The following is a 21,118-nucleotide window of genomic DNA, read 5'->3' as shown; positions in this document are numbered from 1 at the left end:
AGGTCATTGCGGCCGCTCATCGGTGCCGGCGCAGCGTCCGAAGATGGTCCTCCAGATTCACTCACAGTGTTGACTGCGACAGTCCGCTACGCGCGTTGACCGGACGCTCAGGTCAGATGTGCCGGTGACCGAAAATGGGGCGGAAGAGTCATTTGGCTGGCTCGGCTCGGTGGCCGGTCTGGGTCGTGTCTTGTCATGCGTTTAACCGCGAGTGCCTTTCCGGTATCAGGAGCAAGCGGCTTGTGGTGATCATCGCCGAAAGGAAGGCGTTGCGGTTGGCGTCGAAGCCGCGCGAATCGCGGCAACGGATCACACGGCTTTGACAGCGACGAGCCGGTTGGAAGAACGTGGCACCTGTCGCAGCGCTCCAGCCCACGCGGATCCTGCAGTCCGGACCTCGGTGCCCGAACTTGGCACCTTCGAGACTGCCCCCGGCATCGACGATCACGAAAGGTCGAGGATCTGGGGGCTGGATCCGGACCGGAACCTCATCCCTCGAACGGTGGAGTTTTTGGGGCGTCCGGCCGGAGTCGAAGCGTGATCAGCGTTAACCCGCGAAACGGATTGTCATGCCAACGTCATCCCATGCGACCGAACCTTACCCATCAGAACTGCTGACCCGGCTTCGTACCTGCCGTCATCTGCTGGTGCTCACCGGCGCCGGGGTCTCGCAGGAGAGCGGCATCCCCACCTTTCGCGATGCCTTGAACGGCCTGTGGGGTCGCTTCGACCCGGCGCAGTTGGCCACGCCGGAGGCCTTCGATGCGGATCCCCCATTGGTCTGGGGCTGGTACGCCTGGCGCCGATCGCAGGTGCTGCTCTGCGAGCCCAATCCGGCACACCGGGCCATCGCGGTTTTAGCCGATCGAGTCCCTCGCCTGACCCTGGTTACTCAGAACGTCGACGGTCTGCATCAGCGGGCCGGCAGTCCGGCCGTTCTGGAGCTCCACGGCAGTCTGCATCGTCCGTATTGCCGGGCCTGCGGCCATCCTCATATTCCGTCCGACCCGCAGTGTGAAGTTTCGCTCGAAGGCGCCCCGCTCCCGCCACCGCGCTGCGAACGCTGCCGCGGACCGGTCCGCCCCGGGGTCGTGTGGTTCGGCGAGGCACTCCCCGCCGACGTCTGGGATGCCGCCGAGACCGCCGCCAACACCTGCGACCTGGTGCTGGTCGTCGGGACCTCCGCGTTGGTCTATCCGGCCGCCGAGTTGCCTTTGACGGCGCTCACCCGCGGTGCCGCCGTGGTGCAGATCAATCCGGACAGGACGGATCTCGACGACTTCGCGACGTTTCGGCTCGGGGGTACCGCCGCGCAGGTTCTGCCCGAGCTGGTACGGCAGGGTTGGCCGGATGCGGGCTTTGGGTGAACCCGTCTACGAAAGGTCGAGGATTTGGGGAATGGCTTCTGACTTTTGCTCTCGACATCGCAGACTTAATCGAAGTTATCCAGCAGTCAGCTCCGTGTCGCTGGTGCGCTCACGCACCGCCTAAGTCATCTTGGCCCTGCGGAGTGCGCTTTCATTTCTCCGACTTATCACGCTCCCTCATGAGGCGCACCCGTACATCGTCCCAGGTCTCTCCCGGACGAGCCGCACGCTCGATCTCGCTTCGCGTCAGTCCGCGCTCCCCGGTATGGCCGGCCGGAGCCGGGATCGCCGGCTGGTTGGCCTTGAGGCCGAACTGGAACTGGAAGGCCACAACGACGCGTCCGACCTTCCGTTGCGACCAACGCACCCAGAGGTTGCTGTGGGCGTTGATCTGCTCCACCGCAGGCTCGACCACACGCCGCTTCAAGTCATAGATCCGCGAGTACTGCTCCGGGACGACGAAGCGCTCCCTGAGCCAGTCGACCGCGACCTCCCGCTCGCCCTGCATCTGCCACTGGATCAACAATTCGTAGAGCCTAACGGCATAGATGGATGTCATCGCCGAGACATGCTTGAGTTTGTAGCGCGCGAACTCTCCGGCCAACTGGGTGAGATACGGCATGATCTTCGGAGCGAGATACAAACGGATTCGCCCCTCGCTCGGCAGATAGTCGATCGCCGAGATCCAACGAGTGCGGGTGTAGGCTAACGCCGGGATGTCCGGATCGGGATGCTGGATCACAACCCACCGCTCGGCGATGCGCTCGGCTGCATCGCGCATCAGCTCGTAGGATTGCTTCAGGGGAATCTCGTACAGATCGGTGATTTGGCTTGCAGAGACTTCGAAGTCCTCGCCGTGCACGCTATCGCCGGTCGGTCTGCTATCGATTTGCGCAAGCACGGCCAGCAGCAGCCGTTGCTCGGCCATCGTCAAGCGGTAAGCCGCCTCGATCAGCTTATTCGCCTTTACGATCAGATAGCTATGATGAGGCTTCTCCATGAGCATAGAGTGTATCCCATAAAACGACGTCGGGGAATCATGTCGTTGTATGCCAGGGCATGGAGGGCGGCACCCGGAATTTGTCGTTATATCCAGACCCTCCGGTGCATCCTGCTCATCATTCAACGACAAATTCCGGGTGTGATCTCGGCATGCACCCGTCTGGCTGTCATGCGCGCCGTGAGCAAACCCGGAATTTGTCGTTGAATGCAGATGAACCGCATCCCTCGCCTCCGGCAGTTATGACGCCATCCGGGGGTGATGTCTGGAAATACCCGGAATTTGTCGTCTTAAAACCCGGAATTTGTCGTCACTTCGCCCGGAATTTGTCGTCGCAAAACCGGAATTTGTCGTTTTATAGACGAAAAAAATAAATATTTTCAATAGGTTACATTTCTTAAAACAAGAAAAAATATAAAAATAGAAAAGAGGGTCGTTTCAAGAGAAGAGTTACAACCATCCCCGCCAACATCGTTCCTCGATCACCTGTCAACGGGGAAATTGGCGGACAACCCGGAATTTGTCGTCTTATCTGCATCACCTGATTCCGGATATTAGCCTATACAACGACAAATTCCGGGTAGGCCACATCACAGGACTGCCACCGGGCACGGGAGTCTCGTCCATGGAATTCTTTGCTACGGCCCGCCTCTTCACATCCCCTGATGTACTTCGTGCATTGCACCATCAACCGGACCGGCACGATCCGGACTTCATCGAGTCGATCGAGATGTTCGTCGAGGACTGGCGGGTAGGGCTGGAGCGTCCGCGCCTCCCAGGGCGACGTGTGGTATGAGAGCGCTAGGCCCAAGGGTTTGGCGACCGGCGACCTGCTGCTGACGCCGGAAGCGTTCAGGCTGCTCGGGACTAGCCGGCACGGGGGGCCAGATGTTGATCCGGGTGCATACGCTTGTGGAGGACGCGGACGATCTCGATGCGGGCAGCGAGAACACGGTAGTAAACACAGTGATGCCGGACCTGAAGACGTCTGTAACCTTCACGGATATGGCTGCAATCGGCTCCGAGCTCGGCGTTGTCTGCAAGTCTCGCGATGCCGTCGTTTAAGGCGTCGAGATAGAAATCAGCCTGATCGGCCCCCCAGGTCTCGAAGGAGTATTGCCAGATCGCGACGAGGTCGTCTTCGGCGGCGGTTTGCTGATGGATTTCATACATGATCCGGGCTCAATCCGGCCTTTTGTCTGGCCCGGCGCTTGATGGCTTCCATGTCGAGTGGCCCGGCGGAACCGCTGTTTTCTCCCTCGATCAGGGCTTGTCGCAAGGCTTCCAGCTTGGACGCTGCCTCCTGCTCTTGCAGCAGCCGCAGGGAATCGCGAATCACTTCGCTGGCCGAGGCATAGCGCCCGCTTTCTACGAGGGTAACGACAAAATCGTTCCAGTGGTCGCCGAGGGTGATGGTTTGGGTTCTGGCCATGATGCGTTCCTCCTGTGTGCACCTTCACATTATAAGACTATGTCTTACTACCCCAGTAAATCGTTCCCTGACGACGTCTTGTCAAACCGCAAAGCCGTCAACCAAAGGCGGATAAGTCTGATTCTGCGGATCCAGATCTTGGAGCGTGACTGTGAATCAGGGGAGATAGCGGTCATCTGAAATTTCGCGTGACCTTGCCCACGAACAACTCGACCCCCGCATAGCGTGCAAATTCGAAAGGGCCTTGCAGCTCCACGTCTTGGACAGGCCTGTCGGCGTGACCCGTCAGTCGAGACAAGAACATTCGGAGATCGGATGCGTTTCGCGCGTGTTTCTCGTCGGATGTCGCGGACGTGATGAACTCGTGCACGAGCATGATTGCTCGCGCCGACTGGCGTCGATGTGCCTCGGCCAGCGCACCTGCACAAGCCGTGAACAACTGGTATCGCAGATCCCTGGCCTTGGGTTGACCGCCACTCCGTGGCTTCAGGAGCAGCGTCGCCAACCCTTCGATCCTGGCGATGCCGTTGGACCTGGGATTCTGGATGCGCCGCTCCAAAGCGGCGGCGAGCACGTCGGCGAGAGTGTGGCCGTAGGTCTCGTCGGCCTTCGCTTCGATCGCGAGCAGAAAGGGACCAAGCGCATCGTTTGCGATGACGAGGAGGTCGGTGTTCCGAGGTTCCTGGAAAGGTATCGAAGCGTAGTTTTGCTTCCGGTTCCACGTCCCATGACAGCACGTCGTTGAAACGCGGATGGCCGGCCAGCACCGCCAGAACCTCGTGCGGCATGGTTGTCCTACCGCCCTCAAGCCAAGCCCGAGCGACCTCTTTGGCGCTCCGGCCATCGACCCAGTGGTGAGGTGACTTCGGCGGTGCGTATTGCTCCCAGTCCGCGAGCGATGCAATACGCCGGCCGGCTTTCGCGATGGACATGGAGGTCACCCTTGTTACCTGTTGCCTACGAAGGCTCGGACCTTAAAGGGATGATGTTTGAGGTGCCGGAGCATGTCGAAGCCATACAAATCGGCAATCCGATTCTCAATTCGTATAAATTCTGGGCGCGTCGGTTCCGGCCAAGCATGGGATCGGCCGTCAACTCACTACTCGCTTTCAGACGGCATGACCCTGTACTTCAACGACGGCGGACCCGGCGGCATCTCCACGAAGCTGTCGCCGTGTGCGGTGATCACGAATTGACGCTCGACGTCGGCGCCGGAGGTCTGCGGGTCGGGATCGAGGTAGATGATGCCGATCCAGCCCGACTCCGGGAGGTCCGGGATCTTGGGTCCGACAAAGCCACTGTCCAGGACCTTCCCGGCGAAAAATCAGAGAACACGCACTTTTACATCGGTAGGGTTCCCTAGACCTACATCCCCTCCGCACGGAGCGCACGTCCCACCCCCGCCAAACTCTCCCTCGCGACCACCGTCTTCGGGTGCTCCGGGCCCAAGACCTGCTCGCGGATCACCACGGCCCGTCGCAGTAGTGACTCCGCTTCGCGGTACCGACCGGACGCGACATAGAGCGTCGCAAGAGTATGCAGGGACGTCGCGGTCTGCTCGACCTCCCCGAGCGCGCCCTCAAAGATCGCAACCGCCCGCACGAGAAGACGCTCCGCGTCATCGAACCGCCGGAGCAGGAGGAAGACCTGAGCGAGGTTGTTGAGGTTCTTCGCAACCTCAGGATGCTCCGGCCCCAGGAGGCCCTCGTGGATCTCAAGCGCCTGCGTGAAGTTCCCTTCCGCGTCGTCGTATCGACCCTGCGCGAAATAGACCGCCCCGAGGTTGTTGAGCGTGGTCGCGACATCCGCCGGTCGTCCGTGCCTCTCGGCGTGCACGCGTGCGAGGCCCCCTACGCCTGCGGCCCGCTCGTAGTCGCCGGCCTCGAACAGAGCTTGCTGTTCCTCATTGAGAAGAACCCACTCGATGTCGGGCTCCTCCTGAGGATCTGTGGTCGTCGGCACCTCCGCAGACACCGCACCGCAGACCAGCGCCCAGACGAGGAACCTCCACGCAACGTGAAACAACATACCAAACATCCTACTGCGCCGACGGTGCTGGGTTAGAACCAGTCATCGAGCGCCAGATCCGGGATACGCGAAAACTCCCGCGTGTTGTGCGTAACCAAGATGGCGCGGTTGGCGATGGCCGTAGCGGCGATGAGGGTATCCAGCGTGCCGATCGGTGTGCCCGCCTCTTCCAGATCCCGTCGGATCAAGGCCGCGGCACGGGCTTCCGCTTTTGCGAACGGGAAGAATACGGCCGTGTTGACCAGCGCTTCGAGTTGCCGGCGGCGCTTGTCCGGATGCGTCGATTTGGCGATCCCGGTCTCCAACTCATGCAGGACGATCGCGGAGATTCCCAGATCCGTGGGTGGGACGGACAACAGGCGTGCGGCGACCTGTCCCTGGCCTTTGAAGAAGTAGATCAGCGTGTTGGTGTCGAGCAGGTACATCAGAACGGTTCGCGTGCGACGTCTTGGCCCTGGGCACGTCGCAGCGTTTCCGCATCCGGAAAGTCCGGCCAAGCCCCGGCCAGTTGGCGGACGGCTTCCGGCCATTCGGTTGCGGTCTTCTCCCGGACCAACTCGGCAACCCAGCGGCTGACGGCGACGCCACTGGCCTTGGCGGCCTCTTTCATCCGCGTTTCGGTCTCGTCATCGAGGTAGATCGTCACTTGGCCCATGGGGGTGCCCCGCCATATCAATCATATGTCCAATTATAAGCGATCAACGACGGTTCGTTGCCGTCTCCGGTGCGATGAGTTGTGCCGGATACGGAGTCACTGAAAGGTGCTCTCGATCAACTGCCCGATCTCCTGAGCGATCCGCTCGTTGATCTCCTCCGGTAGCGCGAGCCGGTCATACATCGCGTTCTGGCCGCAGAACAGGCGTGCGAGCACGCGCTTGATGTCGTCGAAATCCTCGAACCGCCAGCCGACCAGACCCGGCCGCGGGCGCTCGTAGCGGCCCCTGCAGAGCAGGCGCAGCACGTGCGGGATGGTGTCCCCGACCTTCTCGACCTTCTCGGCGAAGTGCAGCCAATGGGGCCATGCCTCGGTGAGCGCCGCGAAATAGGTGCGGATCTCGGGAATCTCGGCGGTTTCGCGCGTGTCGTTGTCTCAACCCTCGAAGACGAAGGTCAGCGTTCCCTCCCACTCCAACGCTGCCTTGCGGGTCGACGAGAGGGCGGTCAGCTTCTCCAGCATCGGCTTGATGTCGCCGGTCACCACCGACTCGCGCCTGATGGCGATGATGAGGATGTCGTCCTTGGCGGGCGAGAGGCGGGCCAGGGGATATTTCGGTGAGCGTGTGGACATGGCGTCAGGGTTCCGTTCGGTGCACGCACGGTGCTACGGGCGCGGTCTGGATCGGGGTGGCTTGGGCGTTGGTCCAGTGCCAGACGGCGCGGGTCGCCATGCAATCCTGAATGGCGCGATGGGCATTGCCGGGCCAGACGTAGCCGACATGGTGCGCGGCGAAGACAAGCTTCTTGCGGCGCCATGTGCCGTGCGTATCACTCCATTCCCCGAAGGCTTGAGCGAAGGCTTGCATGGCGCAAGTCACTTCACCTGCTCCTGCCAACTCCCGGACCAGGAAGCCGGAGTCGAACGGAGCGTTGTAGATGACCACCCTTGCACCGGTGACGGCCGCGCTGATCTGCGAGCGCAGGTCGACGATTGACGGCGCGTCGGCGACTGTCGATGGGTCGATTCCGTTGACCATTTGGGCGCTTGGCCAGGCATTCCGGCATTGAGGCCGCACGAGGGTATCGAGCAGGATTTCGCCCTCGTCGTCGAGGATTCCGATCTCCAGGATCTCGTCGCGGATGGGGTCAAGCCCCGTGGTCTCCAGGTCGAGAAAGACGGTGCGCATGTTCAGCTCCTTGCGTTGCCGTGATCGTGTCGTAGCTCGTCCAGCAGGGTTCGCAGCTCGTCGGCGTGTGCTGTCCGCTCGGCGAGTGTAGCCACCTCCACACGCAGGTCCGCGAGTTTCCGCTCCCCCTCCGTTCGTGCCGTCCGCTCTTCCTCCAGGCTCTCTTCCAGCTTACGGATCTTCGCAGCACCGGCGTCGATCGCGGCCTTGGCCTGGCGGGCGGTCTCCTGCTCGCGCTTGAGGTCGTTCGCGATCCGGTCTTTATCGGCCAAGGCCCGGTCGCGCTCGACCATGAGCGCCTGCGCCCGTCCCGCCTGAGCCGACGCTTCGGCGGCTTGGCGCTGGGCCTCCTGAAGCTCCACGGCCTGCTGCTCGATGCGTGCCTTGCGCTCGCTGGCGATGGCGCGTGCCTCCTTCACCTCGGCGCGCGTGCCTTCATGGCCTTGTCGTTCGGCTGCGAGCTCGGCCTTGAGCGCATCGATCTCGGTCTTGGCAGCATCGAGCTCGCCGTCGAGTCGATTGATCTCGGCGAGCATTTCGGCGCGCTCTCGCTCGATCTCTTTGCGGAGATTGGCGAAGGCCTCGCGCTCGGCCTCGACCTGGGTCTGGGTTTCCTTCCAGGCCGCCCCCCAGACCTGACGCATCGCCCCTTCGACCGAACTCGGCATCGGCGGCTGGGCATCGGCGCGCTTGATCTCCTGCTCGGCTTTCCACTCCCCCAGCCACTTGGTGATGTTGCTCAGGGATCCTCCGCCGAGGCGGGTCCGGATCCCGACGACGGTCGGCGTTTGGCCTTCCAGCATCAAGGACTCGGCCGCCTCGTTGACTTGATCGCGTGTCAGGCCGGAACGCGCCATGGTGATCTCCAAGTGTGAGGTAACGAGAAATTACGTAATTTCGTTATTATGGTATCTTACGTTATGCTTTACGGCAAGCGGTTGCGGGTTGATCAACCACCTCCCGGCGCGCGGATGCGCGAGAATGCGCGGACTGTCGAAACCGCAGGAGGCCAACGCGATGAATCCCTATCTCAAGCCGGTCCGGTGCCAATGGCTGCGCGAGGGCCACCACGGCGGCGCTCGTGCGCTGCAGGATCTGGCCTTCAACCTCTACAACGGGCGTGCGTGGGCGGTGGACACGAGGCGGATCTGCCGGCTGTCGGAGGAGCACTCGGATGCAGCGCTCTCGATGTGCATGGACGACCGGATCCAGGGGGAACAGAGCGAGGCATCCACGGCACTCTGTCGAGAGATCGCGACGGAGCGACTCGGGCAGCCGCAAGCCGACGGGGATTGATGTGGGCGAACAGTCGGAGCTTTCGGACGGAGGTCCCGCGCACGCCGCGGGATCCTCCGATCACGCGCGTTTCATGCGGCGCGCCATCGCATTGGCCCGTCGGGGTGCGACAGCGGGCGACGGCGGGCCATTCGGTGCCGTCATCGTGCTGGGCGGGGAAATCATCGGGGAAGGCTGGAATCGGGTCATCGCGACCCGGGACCCAACCGCGCATGGCGAGATGGTCGCGATCCGCGACGCGTGCCGGCGGATCGGGAACATCAGCCTGCAGGGGTGCGTGCTCTACACCAGCGGCCAGCCCTGTCCGATGTGCCTCGGTGCGATCTACTGGGCGCGGATCGAGCGTGTGTTCTACGGGTTCGGTATTCGGGATGCTGCGCGCATCGGTTTCGATGACCATTTCATCTACGAGCAGCTGGCAAGGCCGCCGGAGCAACGTGCGATCCCCGAGATTCCGTTGCTGCGGGCGGAGGCACTCGCGGTCCTCGAAGCCTTCGCCGCCGATCCGGGGCGGGTGCGTTACTGAGGTTGTCGTTTTGTGCGGACCGTCGGTTGATCGGGCGGACGGAGATGGTCGCGGGGCCGCGAGAGACGCGTCGGGTGATCCCGTACGGTGACGACGGCACCCGAACTTGGCACCTTTCGGTTTGAGACGAGGACACGACCATGACCGACCGGCCCGATGCGCGGCAGCTGGAACTGGTGGGTCACGCCATACTGGCGCCCTCAAGTCACAACACACAATGTTGGCTTTTCGGGTTGGGTCCGGAGCGCATCGAGATCCTGCCGGATCGGGGGCGGCGCTGTCCGGTCGTGGATCCGGACGATCACCACCTCTTCGTCAGCCTGGGCTGCGCCGCGGAGAATCTGCTGCAGGCCGCGCCGGCGTTGGGTTGGCGGGGCGAGGCAAGGTTCCAGAGCGAGGCGGGCGGATCGGTGTCGGTGGCATTGGACGCGGGGCCGGTGGAGCGCTCTGCGTTGTTTGAGGCCATCGCGACCCGCCAGTCGACCCGCTGCAACTACGATGGCCAGCCACTCTCGAACGCGGAGCTGAGCTCGCTGGAGACGGCCGGGACCGGCGTGGGCGTGCGGGTGGTGCTGCTCACCGAGCGGGCGCCGATTGAGCGCCTACTGGAGCTGGTGGTCGAGGGCAACCGTGCTCAATTGCATGATCCGGCCTTCCTCCGCGAGCTGAAGCACTGGGTCCGGTTCAATACCCGGCAGGCGAAGGCCACGGGGGACGGACTCTGCGCGGCCTGCACCGGCAACCCGAGCCTGCCGGCGTGGCTCGGACGCGCGCTGTTCGAGCGCCTGGTGTCGGCCAAGGCCGAGAACGCGAAGGCGGTGCGCCAAGTGCGCAGCTCCGCGGGGCTCGCGGTGTTCGTCTCGGAGATCGACGAACCGGCGCATTGGATCGAGGCGGGCCGAGCCTTCGAGCGCTTTGCCTTGCAGGCGACGGTTTTGGGGGTGCGCACGGCCCATCTGAACCAGCCGCTCGAGGTGGCCGCGCTGCGGTCCGAATTGGTCGCCGCGATCGGGCTCGACCGAGGGCGGCCGGATCTCCTGGTGCGCTTCGGTCGCGGGCCGTTGATGCCGCGCTCCTTCCGGAGGCCGGCGAGTCATGTGGTCGTGACGGAGTGACGAGGCGGGCCTTTGACCGGCGGATGCCGTTTGAACGGCGAGCAGATCGAGCACGCCTACCGGTTGGTACGCGATGCCGTCCTCTTCACCAACGGCTGGCTGATCCTGATCGACAAGCAGGGGCTGACCGGCAGGAAGGTCGAGTATCTGTCGATCCACTACAAGAGCGTGGTGCGCTTCTCGGTGGAGTCGGCGGGGCATTTCGATCTGGAGGCCGAGCTCAAGCTCTGGACCTCGGGGATGTCCACCCCGATCCAGAAGACCTTCAGCACGGCGGTCAACATCTACGAGGTGCAGGCGTTGCTGGCGGCGTACATAGGCCTCTGAGGGTGGCGAAGGTTGTCTGCGGCATCGGTGGGTATCGCGTCCCGAGGGGCTTGTGCGCCGGGGATCCCGATGACGACGGCGCCCTCACTTGGCACCTTTCGGCTCGATACGAGGACTCGACCGCTCCGATGCGCGGCAGCGTCAGTCTGGGCTGTGCCGCTGAGGCCGCGCGAGATCCTCGACCGCGCGCTACGCTTCCCCGCGGATCCTCATGAGGCATCCGGAGGCAGGAGAAAGTTGGCCGCCTCGCCGGCGTCGACCAAGCGCGGCACCTCGTCGGCACCTTCCTTCAGCGAGACACCCGAGAGTGCTCGACGGCGCGACTCCTCCAACAGATAGCGCAGCTTGTGAGCCGCCGTCGCATGACTCAGCCCGGCCACGCGGACATTGGACAGACAGTTGCGATCCGCATCCGTTCTCCCGACCCGCGGACCATGGGTCAGATAAATCCCCAGGCTATCCGGTGCGCTGAGGCCCGGTCTCTCCCCGATCAGCATGACCAGGATCTCGGGCTTCAGTATCTCCCCGATCGCGTCGCCGATCGCTACCCGGCCCTGCTCGACGATCGGAATGGGGCCAATCCGCCAGCCCGCGCTCGAGAGCTCGGGGAGGATACAATCCAGCAAGGAAACGGCATTCTCGTGGATCGCGCGCGCCGAGAGGCCATCGGCGATCACGAAGACGACATCCAGCCCTGCCCCGAGCGCCATCGCCCGCTCCGCCATTAAGGCGTGCGAGCTGTCGTTCAGCCGACGTCCAAGGTCCGGGCGCTTCAGATAGATTAGGCGATCCGGGGCCGCACTGTGAAGACGCACGCTTTCCAGCCCACGCGCGTGGAGCTGCGCGGAGATTGCATCGCCATCCAACGGCAGGTGAACGGCATCCCGAGCCTGCGCATGCGCCAACTGGAAGGCGAGGTGCGCCTCTGTCGGCAGGCTGCTGCCGACGCGGCCGAGCGCGATCCGCGCATCGGTGAACCGACGCAGCGACGACCAGGGGTTCGGTACGACGGGGTTGGGGCGGTCTGTCATGGGTGGGCCTATGCCAATCGCGCCAACGCGTGACGGAAGGGTGCCGGCAGCGTGTCGGAAACGACCAACCGATTCGCAGCGTCGAAGATCCCCATCTCTCCGAGCCAGGACTCGAACTCGGGTGCGGGCCGCAACCCAAGCACCTCGCGGACATAGAGCGCATCGTGAAACGACGTGGTCTGGTAGTTGAGCATGATGTCGTCCGAGCCCGGGATACCCATGATGTAGTTGCAGCCGGCCACACCGAGCAAGGTCAGCAGGACATCCATGTCGTCCTGGTCGGCCTCGGCATGGTTGGTGTAGCAGACGTCGCAGCCCATCGGCACGCCCAGCAACTTTCCGCAGAAATGATCCTCCAAGCCGGCGCGCATGATCTGCTTGCCGTTGAAGAGATACTCGGGACCGATGAAACCGACGACCGTGTTGACCAGCAGTGGGTCGAGCTTTCGCGCCAGCCCGTAGGCACGGGCCTCCAGGGTCTGTTGATCGACCCCGTGGTGCGCATTGGCGGACAGGGCGCTGCCCTGCCCGGTCTCGAAATACATCACATGATCGCCGACCGTACCGCGCTTGAGCGACAGGGCCGCCTCGCGCGCCTCGACCAAAAGATCCAGCGTGACGCCAAAGCTCGCGTTCGCCCCCTGCGTGCCTGCGATGGACTGGAACACCAGATCCAGCGGGGCGCCCTGCTCGATCACCTGTAGCTGGGTCGTGACGTGTGTCAGGACACAGGACTGAGTGGGAATCCGATAGTGACCGATGATGTCGTCGAGCATCCGCAACAGGGTCGTCACGGCACCCGGATTGTCGCTCGCCGGATTGATCCCGATGACCGCATCCCCGTTCCCGTAAAGCAGCCCGTCGAGGATCGCCGCGGCAATCCCGGTCGGGTCGTCGGTGGGGTGATTCGGCTGCAGGCGCGTGGCCATCCGCCCCGGCAGTCCGAGCGTATTGCGAAAGGCCGTTACCACCCGACACTTGCGGGCGACCAGGACCAGGTCCTGAACCCGCATGATCTTGCTGACCGCAGCCACCATCTCCGGGGTCAGACCGGGAGCCAACGCGCACAAGGCCGCCTTGTCGGCCTGCTCGGACAGCAGCCAATTGCGAAAATCGCCGACGGTCAGATGCTCGACCGGGGCGAAGGCGGCGGCATCATGATCGTCGATGATGAGCCGCGTGACCTCGTCCTCCTCGTAAGGGACCACGGCCTCGGTCAGGAAGACCCGCAACGGCAGATCGGCCAAGGCCGATTGCGCTGCAACGCGCTCGGCGTCGGTGGCCGCGATGACCCCGGCCAAGGCATCGCCCGAACGTGCCGGGGATGCCTTGGCCATCAGGTCACGCAGATCCTCGAAGCGGTAGGTCGTGCCGCCGATGCTGTGTCGATAGGTCGACATCGGATGTCGGCGGCCCGTCAGGCCATGCCGCCCAACTCGGCTTCGGCCCGCTTGATCACCTCGAACTCTTCTTCCGGGGCCTGTGCCACCAAATGGTGGCGACTGTAGAAGAAGAAGTAGGCGGCCATGAGGGCATAGAAGATCGCCGCATAGAGCACCACCATCGGATCGACCAGAAAACCGGCGACGAAGGCGACACAGGCAAGCACCAGGGCGATGCCGGAGGTCACCACGCCGCCGGGCGTGCGATACGGCCGCTCCAGATCGGGCTCGCGCCGACGCAGGACGATGTGCGAGGCCGTCATCAGGATGTAGGAGATGGTGGCGCCGAATACGGCCATCAGGATCAGCAGATCGCCTTCGCCGGTCAAAGACAGCACGAAACCGAGGGTGCCCGGCACGACAAGCGCGATCCAGGGAGTCTTGCGCGATCCGGTGAGCGAGAGGAAACGAGGGAGATAGCCGGCGCGTGACAAGGCGAATACCTGCCGCGAGTAGGCGAAGATGATCGAGAAAAAGCTCGCCACCAGCCCGGCGAGACCGACCAGGTTCACGAATCCGCTGACCCAGGTCCGTCCGCCGTAAGCGGCCTCGGACTCCAACGCCGCGATCAAAGGATCCCCGGACGCCATGATGGTCGCCGAGCCCGCACCGCCCGGCCCGACGACCAGGATGAGAGCGGCAAAGAGCAGCAGGATCAGCATCCCGACAATCAGCCCCTTGGGCAGATTTTTCTTGGGATCCTGCGCCTCTTCCGCCGCCAACGGCACCCCTTCGATAGCGAGGAAGAACCAGATCGCAAAGGGGATCGCCGCCCAGATGCCCAGATAGCCGAACGGGAGGAAGGCACTCGCGCCGGCGGCATCGGTCGGCGGAATGTCGAAGAGGTTCGCGACGCTGAAGTGCGGGATCATCGCGATCACGAAGACCAGCAGCGCGGTCGCGGCCACGGCCGTGATCACGAACATGAGCTTGAGCGCTTCGCCCACCCCATAGAGGTGGATGCCGACGAAGACGATATAGAAGGCCAGATAGACCGGCCAGCCGCCGAACCCGATCAGGGACTGCGTATAGGCCCCGATGAAGACGGCAATCGCTGCGGGCGCGACCGCATACTCCAGCAGGATCGCCGTCCCGGTGAGAAACCCGCCGATCGGACCGAAGGCCCGACGCGCGAAGCCGTAGCCGCCGCCGGCGGTCGGAATCATCGACGACAGCTCGGCGAGCGAGAAGACCATGGCGGTATACATGGTCGCCATCAGAATCGTCGCAATCAGCAGGCCACCCCAGCCGCCCTGCCCGAGTCCGAAGTTCCAGCCGGCGAAATCACCCGAGATGACATAGGCCACGCCGAGCCCCGCGAGCAGGACCCACCCCGCCGCGCCCTGTTTCAACTGACGATGCTCGAAATAGGACGAATCGACCTTCTCGTAGTCGGCCCCATGGACGTGAATAACGGCTTCTTCAGACACGTGCGATACCCCGCAAAGCGACTACAGCGTGGAGGAAAAGATCGGTACGGTCTCGGGCTTGAACAGGGGCGGTCTGAGGCGTGGCGTCCCGGCCTGCGCGTCTCTGGAACCCTCGACAGCTGCAACCTGAAGATGCAGAGGACGATTGAACTCGGGCAATACGCGCCAAATCGGTGCCCGACATCCAGAGCCGGCGCAAACGCTCCTGGCCCAACCCCGGTTATCGCCGCTCGGATTTCCGAGTCCGTAGGAGCCGCTGAGCAGGATTGGGGCCAAAAATCGGTCGGGCAGGCAAAGCAAGAAGGTCGAGTATCCTCGATCCCCTATAAGAGCCTGGTGCGCTTCTCGGTGGAGCCGGCCGGCCACTTCGATCTGGAGGCCGAGCTCAAGGTCTGGACCTCGGGGATGTCCACCCCGATCCAGAAGACTTTCAGCATGGCGGTCGACATCTACGAGGTGCAGGGGTTGCTGGCGGAATATGTCGGTCGCTGAGGATGACGGCGGTTGTCTGTGACCGGCGCGGACGCCACCTCGGCATCGATCATGTCCACGGCGTTCGCTGCCGCCGTCGTGTGCGCCCGTTCTTCGCAAGCGGACCCCAGAAAAACCCTCAATCCTTTGGAGCAACCCGATGAGTTATGCGTTCGGCGTGGAGATCGACCTTCCGTTTGATGCGACGGTAGAGCGCGTTGTGGCCGCCTTGGCGGCGGAACGTCTCGGGATCGTCAGCGACGTCGATGTCGCCGCGATCCTGAGAAACAAGCTGAACGAGGACATCGGCGGCTATCGCATCCTGGGCGCCTGTGCGCCGGGGTTGGCCAGCCGCGTGATCGGCTCTCGGCCCTCGGCGGGGGCGCTGCTGCCCTGCAACGTCGTGGTTCGGGAGGTGTCGCCGTCACGCACGGCTGTGGATTTCATGGATCCGGTTCCCGTGCTTGCCTTGGTCGAGGATGCGGTGACTAATCAGGTCGCCGCCGAGGCGCATGCCATTTTGGAGCGGGTCGCTACGGCGCTGAAGGCGTAACGCGCACGACCGCGCGCCGTTCCCGCCCGACGGTCATGATGCCCGTTCCGTAGGGGCTCAGCGCTGCGATAAAGCGATTGCTACCGTGATCGCCTCGGCGAGCCGCGTGCGACGGACGCGGGGCGGCTCTTGGTTGCTTCGGGGGTGGGTGCCCGCGACCTTCACGAGCAGGCCGGACGACTCGGTCAAGGCTGACAACGGCGGCGGCGCCGGATCGGGTCGGATATCCAGGGCTGCGTGCAGAATGTGGCAGAGCGGTTGGATGTGGCGAGGTACGGTGATCTGGCGCATGGGCGACTGGAGGGCCTCGGTTCTGGAATGCGGCAACGGGACACGAACGCCCGATGCGCGGTGCGACAGCGAAGCCGGGAAGGAGCTGTCACGGAACAGACAAGATACCGTACACAGGCGCACAGGCGAAGATTTTCCAGCGACATCGACCTGGATCGGCGTCGGGCCCAGAGAAAGACCTCCCGAAGATCGTCGCGCGCCTGCGGTGAGAAGACGATCTTCATGCGTCACGCGTGCGGGATGTCTGCTCGATCAGCGCATCCATCTCCTCCATCACCGCCTCGAACGCGATGCCTTCCCCGCGATCAAGCGAGGCTTGCGCCTGTTTGAGGCCCTCGATCTGCCAGGACTGAGCTTGGATGTACTGCTTGAGCGCCTCCTCGATCACCCAGTTTCGGGACCGATCCATTGCCTCCGCGAGGAAGGCGATTTGCGCGGCGACTTCCGGGTCGGTGCGCACGGTGATGGTGCTTCCGGCCATGCGGGAACCTCATGTGTTTGCATTGCAGTTGTTTGCAATCTTGGACGCCGTCGCGGGTCGAATCACCAATCGTCAAGGTCACCTGCATCGCGACCCCTGAAGCCCGGCCGTCTCGGCTTGGTCCGACCGCCCTCGCATGCGCTATCATGACTGGACATTTATACAGGTTCGGTCATCCGTCATGTCTCGATTCGACGTTGCCGCCCACGCCGCAAGCACAGCGCAGGTTCATCCGGTGCGCCCGGCACACCGATGATCGCGTACGCCTGCACGCTCGCCCCGCTCCCCTGCCCGCTCCCGCTTTTCGGCTCGCGTATCCCGGCCGGCTTCCCCTCGCCGGCCGACGACGATCTGGAAGGCGTCATCGATCTGAACGAGCAATTGATCCGACATCCGGCCGCGACCTTCTTCCTGCGGGTGCAGGGCGATTCCATGACCGGTGCGGGGATCCGCGACGGCGATCTGCTGGTGGTGGACCGCTCGCGCGAGGCCAAATCCGGGTCGATCGTGGTGGCGGCCGTCGACGGGGAGCTGACCCTGAAGCGCCTGAAGATCGAGGGTGAGCGGGTCTGGCTAGTGCCGGAGCACCCGGACTATGCGCCGCTGGAGATTCAGGGCGAGATGGGGTTGGTGGTCTGGGGCGTGGTCGCGCATGTCGTGCATTCATTCTGAGCTTGGATCCGCGCGGAAACACCCGCCATGTTCGCCCTGGTCGACTGCAACAACTTCTACGCCTCCTGCGAGCGGCTGTTCCGGCCAAGCCTGGAGGGGCGCCCGGTGGTGGTGCTCTCCAACAACGACGGCTGTGTGGTGGCGCGCAGCAACGAGGCGAAGGCGCTCGGCATCCCGATGGGGGCGCCCTACTTCAAGTATGCCGAGGTCTTGCGCCGGACCGACGCCGCGGTCTTCTCCTCGAACTATGCGCTCTACGGGGATCTGTCGCGGCGGGTGATGCAGGTGCTGGCGGGGTTTTCCCCGCGCATTGAGGTCTATTCGATCGACGAGTGCTTTCTGGATCTGGCCGGGGTCCGGGATCCGACCGCGCTGGGGCTGGAGATCGCCCGCACCGTTCGGCGCTGGACCGGCATCCCGGTGGCGGTGGGCATCGCCCCGACCAAGACCCTCGCCAAGCTCGCCAATCGGCTGGCCAAGAAGGGCCAGGGACTGTCCGGTCCGGTGCTCGATTGGTCTGAGCTGCCGGACCCCGACGCCGTGCTGGCCGCGGTTCCGGTGGAAGACATCTGGGGCATTGCGGGTCGCTCGGGGGCACGCCTGCGCGCGATTGGCATCGCCGATGCGCTGGCGTTGCGCGAGGCGCACCCGCAGCGCTTGCGCGCCTCCTTCGGCGTGGTGGTCGAGCGCATCGCCCGGGAGCTGCGCGGGAAAGTCTGTCTGGCGCTGGAGGAGGTGGCGCCGCCGCGCCGGCAGGTCATGGTGTCGCGCAGCTTCGGTGCTGCGGTGACCGAACCAGCCGAGCTGAGGGCCGCGGTCACGGCCTTCGCGAGCCGGGCCGGGGAGAAGCTGCGGGCGCAGGGGCTCGCCGCCCCGGCGCTGACGGTGTTCGTGCAGACCAATCCCTTCGATACGGGCCGGGCGTTCTACGCCAACGCCGTGACCATGGGTTTCCCGGTGCCGACGCAGGACAGCACGGCGCTGGTGCGGGCCGCGACCCGCGGGGTCGACCGGTTGTTTCGTGCCGGTGACGGCTACCGCAAGGCCGGGGTGCTGTTGCCGGATGTGGTCCCGGCCGGGCAGGCGCCGGCGGATCTGTTCGTCGAGGTCGGGGAGGATGAGCGTGCACGGCGCCGCATGGCGGTGCTGGATGCGGTCAACCGCAAGTACGGGCGCGAGACCCTGCGGTTCGCGGGTCAGCTGTCCGGGTCCAGCTGGCGGCGACGCTCGGAACGCGGCTCCGGGGTCTCGACGACGCGCTGGGCGGGGTTGGCGACGGTACGCGCGGGGTAAGTCCGACGCGACGTTCGGCAAACGGATCACATGTTGTTCGAGGGACGATCATGCGTGTCATCTACCTGGCAGGACCGCTCTTCACCGAAGCCGAACGCGACTGGCACCGCAAGACCAAACGCCTCCTGCTCGAGCGGGCGTCGCGACGGGGCGAGACCGTCGACATCATTTGGCCGTATGAGCTGATCACGCCCGATGAGATCGCCGCCTTGGGGGTCGAGGCACGCGCGGAGATCTTCCGGCGCTGCAAGGCCGGGCTCGACCGTGCGGATCTTCTGATCGCTCTTCTCGACGGCACTCAGGTCGACGACGGGACCGCGTGGGAGATCGGGTACTTCTTCGCGACCAAGGCAGTCGACGCGAGGATCGTCGGGATCCGCACCGACTTTCGGCGCGCGGGCGAATCCGAGCAGGCGATCGTCAATGCCATGGTCGAGATGGCGTGCGACGCCATCGTGAACACGCAAGCAGGGCTTCAAGAGGCGGCGTTCGGACCCGACCGCGCCCTGGATTTCGATCGTGAGATACCGGATTCAGCAGGTATCGGGCGCACATGAGCGCGGATCTGCGGCTAAACTCCCCAAACAGATCATCACCTCCAGGAGATCGACATGGACGACATGATGCAACCGATTCGTAGACAGCTGCGTCCCACCTGGCACCCCGAGTTGGAGCCGCTCGACCCGAGCGAGGAGCTCACCGTCGAGTTGCCGCTGCTCGGTCTGGTCAGTGCCGGTCAGCCGGTGCTCGCGGTCGAGGAGCGCGAGACCCTGATGGTCCCGGCCCGTCTGGTGAAGCGGCATGCGGGCGATCGTAGCTTTGCGCTCTACGTGCGCGGCGACTCCATGACCGACGACGGTATCGACACTGGTGATCTGGTGGTCGTGGAGCAACGCCCGACGGCCGAGAACGGCGAGACGGTGGTGGCGCGGATCGATGGCTACGGGGTCACGCTCAAGCGCTTCTATCGGGAGCTCGACGGGATCCGCCTGCAGCCGGCGAACGACGCCATGGCCCCGTTGGTGTTCGTCGAGGACGAGGTGGAAATCCTGGGGGTGGTGTCGGGGGTGGTGCGGTGCGGGTAAGGGTGGCCGCGATGTTCGGCTTGAACGTTTGCGGCACCTGGAGTAGCTTCGGAATTGTGAGCGCCGTCGCACTCGAACACAAAACACCAACTTTTCGGAAACGCGAAAATTCCGCAACCCCCCTTTCAGGTGGTTGTTTCGGATAAGGTTTTTCGGAAGTGCGGTTCGAATCAGAGACCCGTTCTAAAGGGGATTAAGACTGACAGCAAAACGCTATTAGCTTCACGCAATTCCGAGTTCGAATCAGAGACCCGTTCTAAAGGGGATTAAGACTCGCTCGCGAGACTCGCGCATAGATGTCTGTAGTTCGTTCGAATCAGAGACCCGTTCTAAAGGGGATTAAGACCTTGGCGAGCGCGTCAAGGATCATCGCGCGGCTTGGTTCGAATCAGAGACCCGTTCTAAAGGGGATTAAGACCCGCGGAGTGGGCTGTGGCTTTCGAGCCGTCTAGCTGTTCGAATCAGAGACCCGTTCTAAAGGGGATTAAGACGGCACGCTTCGTGTTCGGCCTATCTTCTCTTGAAGTGTTCGAATCAGAGACCCGTTCTAAAGGGGATTAAGACACCTTGGCAATCGTCAAACCTTCAGACTTGGCGAGTTCGAATCAGAGACCCGTTCTAAAGGGGATTAAGACTTTTCTCAATCACGCCGGAAGCGATCGCGTCTAGCGAGTTCGAATCAGAGACCCGTTCTAAAGGGGATTAAGACCTAGTTACTCCGATGTTGTGCGGCCGCGCGGTATGGTTCGAATCAGAGACCCGTTCTAAAGGGGATTAAGACCAGCTGCACCGAGCCAGCTGCACCGAGCCAGCTGCGTTCGAATCAGAGACCCGTTCTAAAGGGGATTAAGACCCATCACCACTAGCAAGGTTAGGGAACGTCACGGAAGTTCGAATCAGAGACCCGTTCTAAAGGGGATTAAGACCTAAACACGTCGTGAGCCTTCGGTGCCGGGCCGGTGTTCGAATCAGAGACCCGTTCTAAAGGGGATTAAGACCCGGCGCGACGAAGAGCGGTGAGTGTCTTCATTCCGTTCGAATCAGAGACCCGTTCTAAAGGGGATTAAGACATCGGTCTAAGTGTGCGGTTGTCACCTTACCCTTGGTTCGAATCAGAGACCCGTTCTAAAGGGGATTAAGACGCCAAGGATCGAGTTGGAGGGACGGGAATACCCGGTTCGAATCAGAGACCCGTTCTAAAGGGGATTAAGACTCGGTCACAAGTTTCCACTCGACAAGGATGTGCCCGTTCGAATCAGAGACCCGTTCTAAAGGGGATTAAGACCTTGCTCGTCGCGCTCTTTCTGTTCGCGTGCCGACGTTCGAATCAGAGACCCGTTCTAAAGGGGATTAAGACGCGGATAACCCAATGATCCAATCCCCGGACACGAGTTCGAATCAGAGACCCGTTCTAAAGGGGATTAAGACATCGGG

Annotated in this window: 26 protein-coding genes and 1 CRISPR repeat array; of the genes, 11 read left to right on the top strand and 15 right to left on the bottom strand. The window is 63.3% G+C overall.

What is annotated here, in order from left to right; all coding sequences use genetic code 11:
- Nucleotides 1-569 precede the first annotated feature (569 nt).
- Complete coding sequence (locus VLR48_RS07105) at nt 570-1,367, top strand: NAD-dependent deacylase (protein WP_325291109.1); 798 nt, start codon at nt 570-572, stop codon at nt 1,365-1,367.
- A 151-nt stretch (nt 1,368-1,518) separates the two neighbouring features.
- Here VLR48_RS07105 and VLR48_RS07100 read toward each other — a convergent pair whose 3' ends face one another.
- The 11 genes from VLR48_RS07100 to VLR48_RS07055 all read right to left on the bottom strand — a co-directional run bounded on the left by VLR48_RS07100 (nt 1,519) and on the right by VLR48_RS07055 (nt 8,528).
- On the bottom strand, nt 1,519-2,367 hold the full coding sequence (locus tag VLR48_RS07100) for a replication initiation protein (protein WP_325291108.1): 849 nt from the start codon (nt 2,365-2,367) through the stop codon (nt 1,519-1,521).
- A gap of 867 nt (nt 2,368-3,234) precedes the next feature.
- A complete protein-coding gene (locus VLR48_RS07095) occupies nt 3,235-3,540 on the bottom strand; it encodes a type II toxin-antitoxin system RelE/ParE family toxin (RefSeq protein ID WP_325291107.1) in 306 nt (101 codons plus the stop codon).
- The gene (locus VLR48_RS07090) at nt 3,533-3,799 is read right to left on the bottom strand and encodes a type II toxin-antitoxin system ParD family antitoxin (RefSeq protein ID WP_325291106.1); all 267 of its coding nucleotides are present in this window, start codon (nt 3,797-3,799) and stop codon (nt 3,533-3,535) included. Before VLR48_RS07090 ends, VLR48_RS07095 begins: the two co-directional genes overlap by 8 nt.
- A gap of 172 nt (nt 3,800-3,971) precedes the next feature.
- Nucleotides 3,972-4,643: a DUF6946 family protein gene (locus VLR48_RS20235; RefSeq protein WP_414718589.1), complete on the bottom strand. Its 672-nt coding sequence runs from the start codon at nt 4,641-4,643 to the stop codon at nt 3,972-3,974.
- Nucleotides 4,644-5,164: 521 nt separating this feature from the next.
- Nucleotides 5,165-5,824 (bottom strand): tetratricopeptide repeat protein, encoded by a 660-nt coding sequence (locus VLR48_RS07085; protein ID WP_325291105.1) that lies wholly within the window; start codon nt 5,822-5,824, stop codon nt 5,165-5,167.
- A 35-nt stretch (nt 5,825-5,859) separates the two neighbouring features.
- The gene (locus tag VLR48_RS07080; protein ID WP_325291110.1) at nt 5,860-6,255 is read right to left on the bottom strand and encodes a type II toxin-antitoxin system VapC family toxin; all 396 of its coding nucleotides are present in this window, start codon (nt 6,253-6,255) and stop codon (nt 5,860-5,862) included.
- Entirely contained in the window at nt 6,252-6,482 is a 231-nt protein-coding gene (locus tag VLR48_RS07075; RefSeq protein WP_325291104.1) for a CopG family transcriptional regulator, read from the bottom strand. Before VLR48_RS07075 ends, VLR48_RS07080 begins: the two co-directional genes overlap by 4 nt.
- Nucleotides 6,483-6,578: 96 nt before the next feature.
- Nucleotides 6,579-6,788: a hypothetical protein gene (locus tag VLR48_RS07070; RefSeq protein WP_325291103.1), complete on the bottom strand. Its 210-nt coding sequence runs from the start codon at nt 6,786-6,788 to the stop codon at nt 6,579-6,581.
- A gap of 129 nt (nt 6,789-6,917) precedes the next feature.
- Nucleotides 6,918-7,115, bottom strand: coding sequence for a hypothetical protein (locus VLR48_RS07065; RefSeq protein ID WP_325291102.1), 198 nt, complete (start codon nt 7,113-7,115; stop codon nt 6,918-6,920).
- A gap of 4 nt (nt 7,116-7,119) precedes the next feature.
- A complete protein-coding gene (locus VLR48_RS07060) occupies nt 7,120-7,671 on the bottom strand; it encodes a 3'-5' exonuclease (protein WP_325291101.1) in 552 nt (183 codons plus the stop codon).
- Nucleotides 7,672-7,673: 2 nt separating this feature from the next.
- Nucleotides 7,674-8,528 carry a DNA-binding protein gene (locus VLR48_RS07055; RefSeq protein WP_325291100.1) on the bottom strand — a complete coding sequence of 285 codons (855 nt, stop codon included), beginning with the start codon at nt 8,526-8,528 and terminating at the stop codon, nt 7,674-7,676.
- Between the two features lie 124 nt (nt 8,529-8,652).
- Between VLR48_RS07055 and VLR48_RS07050 the strand changes: the two genes are divergently transcribed.
- From VLR48_RS07050 to VLR48_RS07035, 4 genes are all read left to right on the top strand, one after another.
- Nucleotides 8,653-8,967 carry a hypothetical protein gene (locus VLR48_RS07050; protein ID WP_325291099.1) on the top strand — a complete coding sequence of 105 codons (315 nt, stop codon included), beginning with the start codon at nt 8,653-8,655 and terminating at the stop codon, nt 8,965-8,967.
- Nucleotide 8,968: 1 nt separating this feature from the next.
- Nucleotides 8,969-9,493 (top strand): nucleoside deaminase, encoded by a 525-nt coding sequence (locus VLR48_RS07045; protein WP_325291098.1) that lies wholly within the window; start codon nt 8,969-8,971, stop codon nt 9,491-9,493.
- Between the two features lie 140 nt (nt 9,494-9,633).
- Nucleotides 9,634-10,608 carry an Acg family FMN-binding oxidoreductase gene (locus tag VLR48_RS07040; protein ID WP_325291097.1) on the top strand — a complete coding sequence of 325 codons (975 nt, stop codon included), beginning with the start codon at nt 9,634-9,636 and terminating at the stop codon, nt 10,606-10,608.
- Between the two features lie 12 nt (nt 10,609-10,620).
- Nucleotides 10,621-10,935 (top strand): PH domain-containing protein, encoded by a 315-nt coding sequence (locus VLR48_RS07035; protein WP_325291096.1) that lies wholly within the window; start codon nt 10,621-10,623, stop codon nt 10,933-10,935.
- A 209-nt stretch (nt 10,936-11,144) separates the two neighbouring features.
- Here the strand turns inward: VLR48_RS07035 and eutC are convergent, their stop codons facing one another.
- The 3 genes from eutC to eat are packed head-to-tail and all read right to left on the bottom strand — an operon-like array spanning nt 11,145 to nt 14,838.
- Entirely contained in the window at nt 11,145-11,966 is an 822-nt protein-coding gene (gene eutC / locus VLR48_RS07030; RefSeq protein WP_325291095.1) for an ethanolamine ammonia-lyase subunit EutC, read from the bottom strand.
- Nucleotides 11,967-11,974: 8 nt separating this feature from the next.
- Nucleotides 11,975-13,366, bottom strand: a complete 1,392-nt coding sequence (locus VLR48_RS07025) for an ethanolamine ammonia-lyase subunit EutB (RefSeq protein WP_325291094.1) — start codon at nt 13,364-13,366, stop codon at nt 11,975-11,977.
- A 17-nt stretch (nt 13,367-13,383) separates the two neighbouring features.
- On the bottom strand, nt 13,384-14,838 hold the full coding sequence (eat, locus tag VLR48_RS07020; protein ID WP_325291093.1) for an ethanolamine permease: 1,455 nt from the start codon (nt 14,836-14,838) through the stop codon (nt 13,384-13,386).
- Between the two features lie 336 nt (nt 14,839-15,174).
- On the opposite strand from eat, the gene VLR48_RS20230 reads away from it, so the two are divergent.
- A complete protein-coding gene (locus VLR48_RS20230; RefSeq protein ID WP_414718588.1) occupies nt 15,175-15,330 on the top strand; it encodes a PH domain-containing protein in 156 nt (51 codons plus the stop codon).
- A gap of 139 nt (nt 15,331-15,469) precedes the next feature.
- Nucleotides 15,470-15,862, top strand: a complete 393-nt coding sequence (locus VLR48_RS07010) for a DUF302 domain-containing protein (protein WP_325291091.1) — start codon at nt 15,470-15,472, stop codon at nt 15,860-15,862.
- Between the two features lie 511 nt (nt 15,863-16,373).
- Here VLR48_RS07010 and VLR48_RS07005 read toward each other — a convergent pair.
- Complete coding sequence (locus VLR48_RS07005; RefSeq protein ID WP_325291090.1) at nt 16,374-16,634, bottom strand: CopG family ribbon-helix-helix protein; 261 nt, start codon at nt 16,632-16,634, stop codon at nt 16,374-16,376.
- A 252-nt stretch (nt 16,635-16,886) separates the two neighbouring features.
- On the opposite strand from VLR48_RS07005, the gene VLR48_RS07000 reads away from it, so the two are divergent.
- The 4 genes from VLR48_RS07000 to VLR48_RS06985 are packed head-to-tail and all read left to right on the top strand — an operon-like array spanning nt 16,887 to nt 19,684.
- On the top strand, nt 16,887-17,306 hold the full coding sequence (locus tag VLR48_RS07000) for a translesion error-prone DNA polymerase V autoproteolytic subunit (protein ID WP_325291089.1): 420 nt from the start codon (nt 16,887-16,889) through the stop codon (nt 17,304-17,306).
- Between the two features lie 27 nt (nt 17,307-17,333).
- Nucleotides 17,334-18,599 carry a Y-family DNA polymerase gene (locus tag VLR48_RS06995; protein ID WP_325291088.1) on the top strand — a complete coding sequence of 422 codons (1,266 nt, stop codon included), beginning with the start codon at nt 17,334-17,336 and terminating at the stop codon, nt 18,597-18,599.
- Between the two features lie 50 nt (nt 18,600-18,649).
- Nucleotides 18,650-19,156 carry a nucleoside 2-deoxyribosyltransferase gene (locus tag VLR48_RS06990; protein WP_325291087.1) on the top strand — a complete coding sequence of 169 codons (507 nt, stop codon included), beginning with the start codon at nt 18,650-18,652 and terminating at the stop codon, nt 19,154-19,156.
- 54 nt (nt 19,157-19,210) lie between these two features.
- Complete coding sequence (locus VLR48_RS06985) at nt 19,211-19,684, top strand: LexA family transcriptional regulator (RefSeq protein ID WP_325291086.1); 474 nt, start codon at nt 19,211-19,213, stop codon at nt 19,682-19,684.
- Nucleotides 19,685-19,847: 163 nt separating this feature from the next.
- Nucleotides 19,848-21,112: direct repeats of the CRISPR family, unit length 37 nt; unit sequence GTTCGAATCAGAGACCCGTTCTAAAGGGGATTAAGAC.
- Between the last annotated feature and the right edge of the window lie 6 nt (nt 21,113-21,118).

The sequence above is a fragment of the Thiocapsa sp. genome (genome assembly GCF_035467215.1).
Classification (GTDB): domain Bacteria; phylum Pseudomonadota; class Gammaproteobacteria; order Chromatiales; family Chromatiaceae; genus Thiocapsa.
This window is presented reverse-complemented; position numbering and strand designations above follow the sequence as displayed.

What these genes read in the sequence shown, in the direction of transcription:
- VLR48_RS07055 (WP_325291100.1), bottom strand. Translation starts at nt 8,528, where the DNA reads ATGGCGCGTTCCGGCCTGACACGCGATCAAGTCAACGAGGCGGCCGAG.
- VLR48_RS07095 (WP_325291107.1), bottom strand. Translation starts at nt 3,540, where the DNA reads ATGTATGAAATCCATCAGCAAACCGCCGCCGAAGACGACCTCGTCGCG.
- VLR48_RS07040 (WP_325291097.1), top strand. Translation starts at nt 9,634, where the DNA reads ATGACCGACCGGCCCGATGCGCGGCAGCTGGAACTGGTGGGTCACGCC.
- VLR48_RS06995 (WP_325291088.1), top strand. Translation starts at nt 17,334, where the DNA reads ATGTTCGCCCTGGTCGACTGCAACAACTTCTACGCCTCCTGCGAGCGG.
- VLR48_RS07060 (WP_325291101.1), bottom strand. Translation starts at nt 7,671, where the DNA reads ATGCGCACCGTCTTTCTCGACCTGGAGACCACGGGGCTTGACCCCATC.
- VLR48_RS07050 (WP_325291099.1), top strand. Translation starts at nt 8,653, where the DNA reads ATGCGCGGACTGTCGAAACCGCAGGAGGCCAACGCGATGAATCCCTAT.
- VLR48_RS07100 (WP_325291108.1), bottom strand. Translation starts at nt 2,367, where the DNA reads ATGGAGAAGCCTCATCATAGCTATCTGATCGTAAAGGCGAATAAGCTG.
- VLR48_RS07025 (WP_325291094.1), bottom strand. Translation starts at nt 13,366, where the DNA reads ATGTCGACCTATCGACACAGCATCGGCGGCACGACCTACCGCTTCGAG.
- VLR48_RS06985 (WP_325291086.1), top strand. Translation starts at nt 19,211, where the DNA reads ATGGACGACATGATGCAACCGATTCGTAGACAGCTGCGTCCCACCTGG.
- VLR48_RS20235 (WP_414718589.1), bottom strand. Translation starts at nt 4,643, where the DNA reads ATGGCCGGAGCGCCAAAGAGGTCGCTCGGGCTTGGCTTGAGGGCGGTA.
- VLR48_RS07105 (WP_325291109.1), top strand. Translation starts at nt 570, where the DNA reads ATGCCAACGTCATCCCATGCGACCGAACCTTACCCATCAGAACTGCTG.
- VLR48_RS06990 (WP_325291087.1), top strand. Translation starts at nt 18,650, where the DNA reads ATGCGTGTCATCTACCTGGCAGGACCGCTCTTCACCGAAGCCGAACGC.
- VLR48_RS07075 (WP_325291104.1), bottom strand. Translation starts at nt 6,482, where the DNA reads ATGGGCCAAGTGACGATCTACCTCGATGACGAGACCGAAACGCGGATG.
- VLR48_RS07010 (WP_325291091.1), top strand. Translation starts at nt 15,470, where the DNA reads ATGAGTTATGCGTTCGGCGTGGAGATCGACCTTCCGTTTGATGCGACG.
- VLR48_RS07005 (WP_325291090.1), bottom strand. Translation starts at nt 16,634, where the DNA reads ATGGCCGGAAGCACCATCACCGTGCGCACCGACCCGGAAGTCGCCGCG.
- VLR48_RS07090 (WP_325291106.1), bottom strand. Translation starts at nt 3,799, where the DNA reads ATGGCCAGAACCCAAACCATCACCCTCGGCGACCACTGGAACGATTTT.
- eutC (WP_325291095.1), bottom strand. Translation starts at nt 11,966, where the DNA reads ATGACAGACCGCCCCAACCCCGTCGTACCGAACCCCTGGTCGTCGCTG.
- VLR48_RS07065 (WP_325291102.1), bottom strand. Translation starts at nt 7,115, where the DNA reads ATGTCCACACGCTCACCGAAATATCCCCTGGCCCGCCTCTCGCCCGCC.
- VLR48_RS07000 (WP_325291089.1), top strand. Translation starts at nt 16,887, where the DNA reads ATGATCGCGTACGCCTGCACGCTCGCCCCGCTCCCCTGCCCGCTCCCG.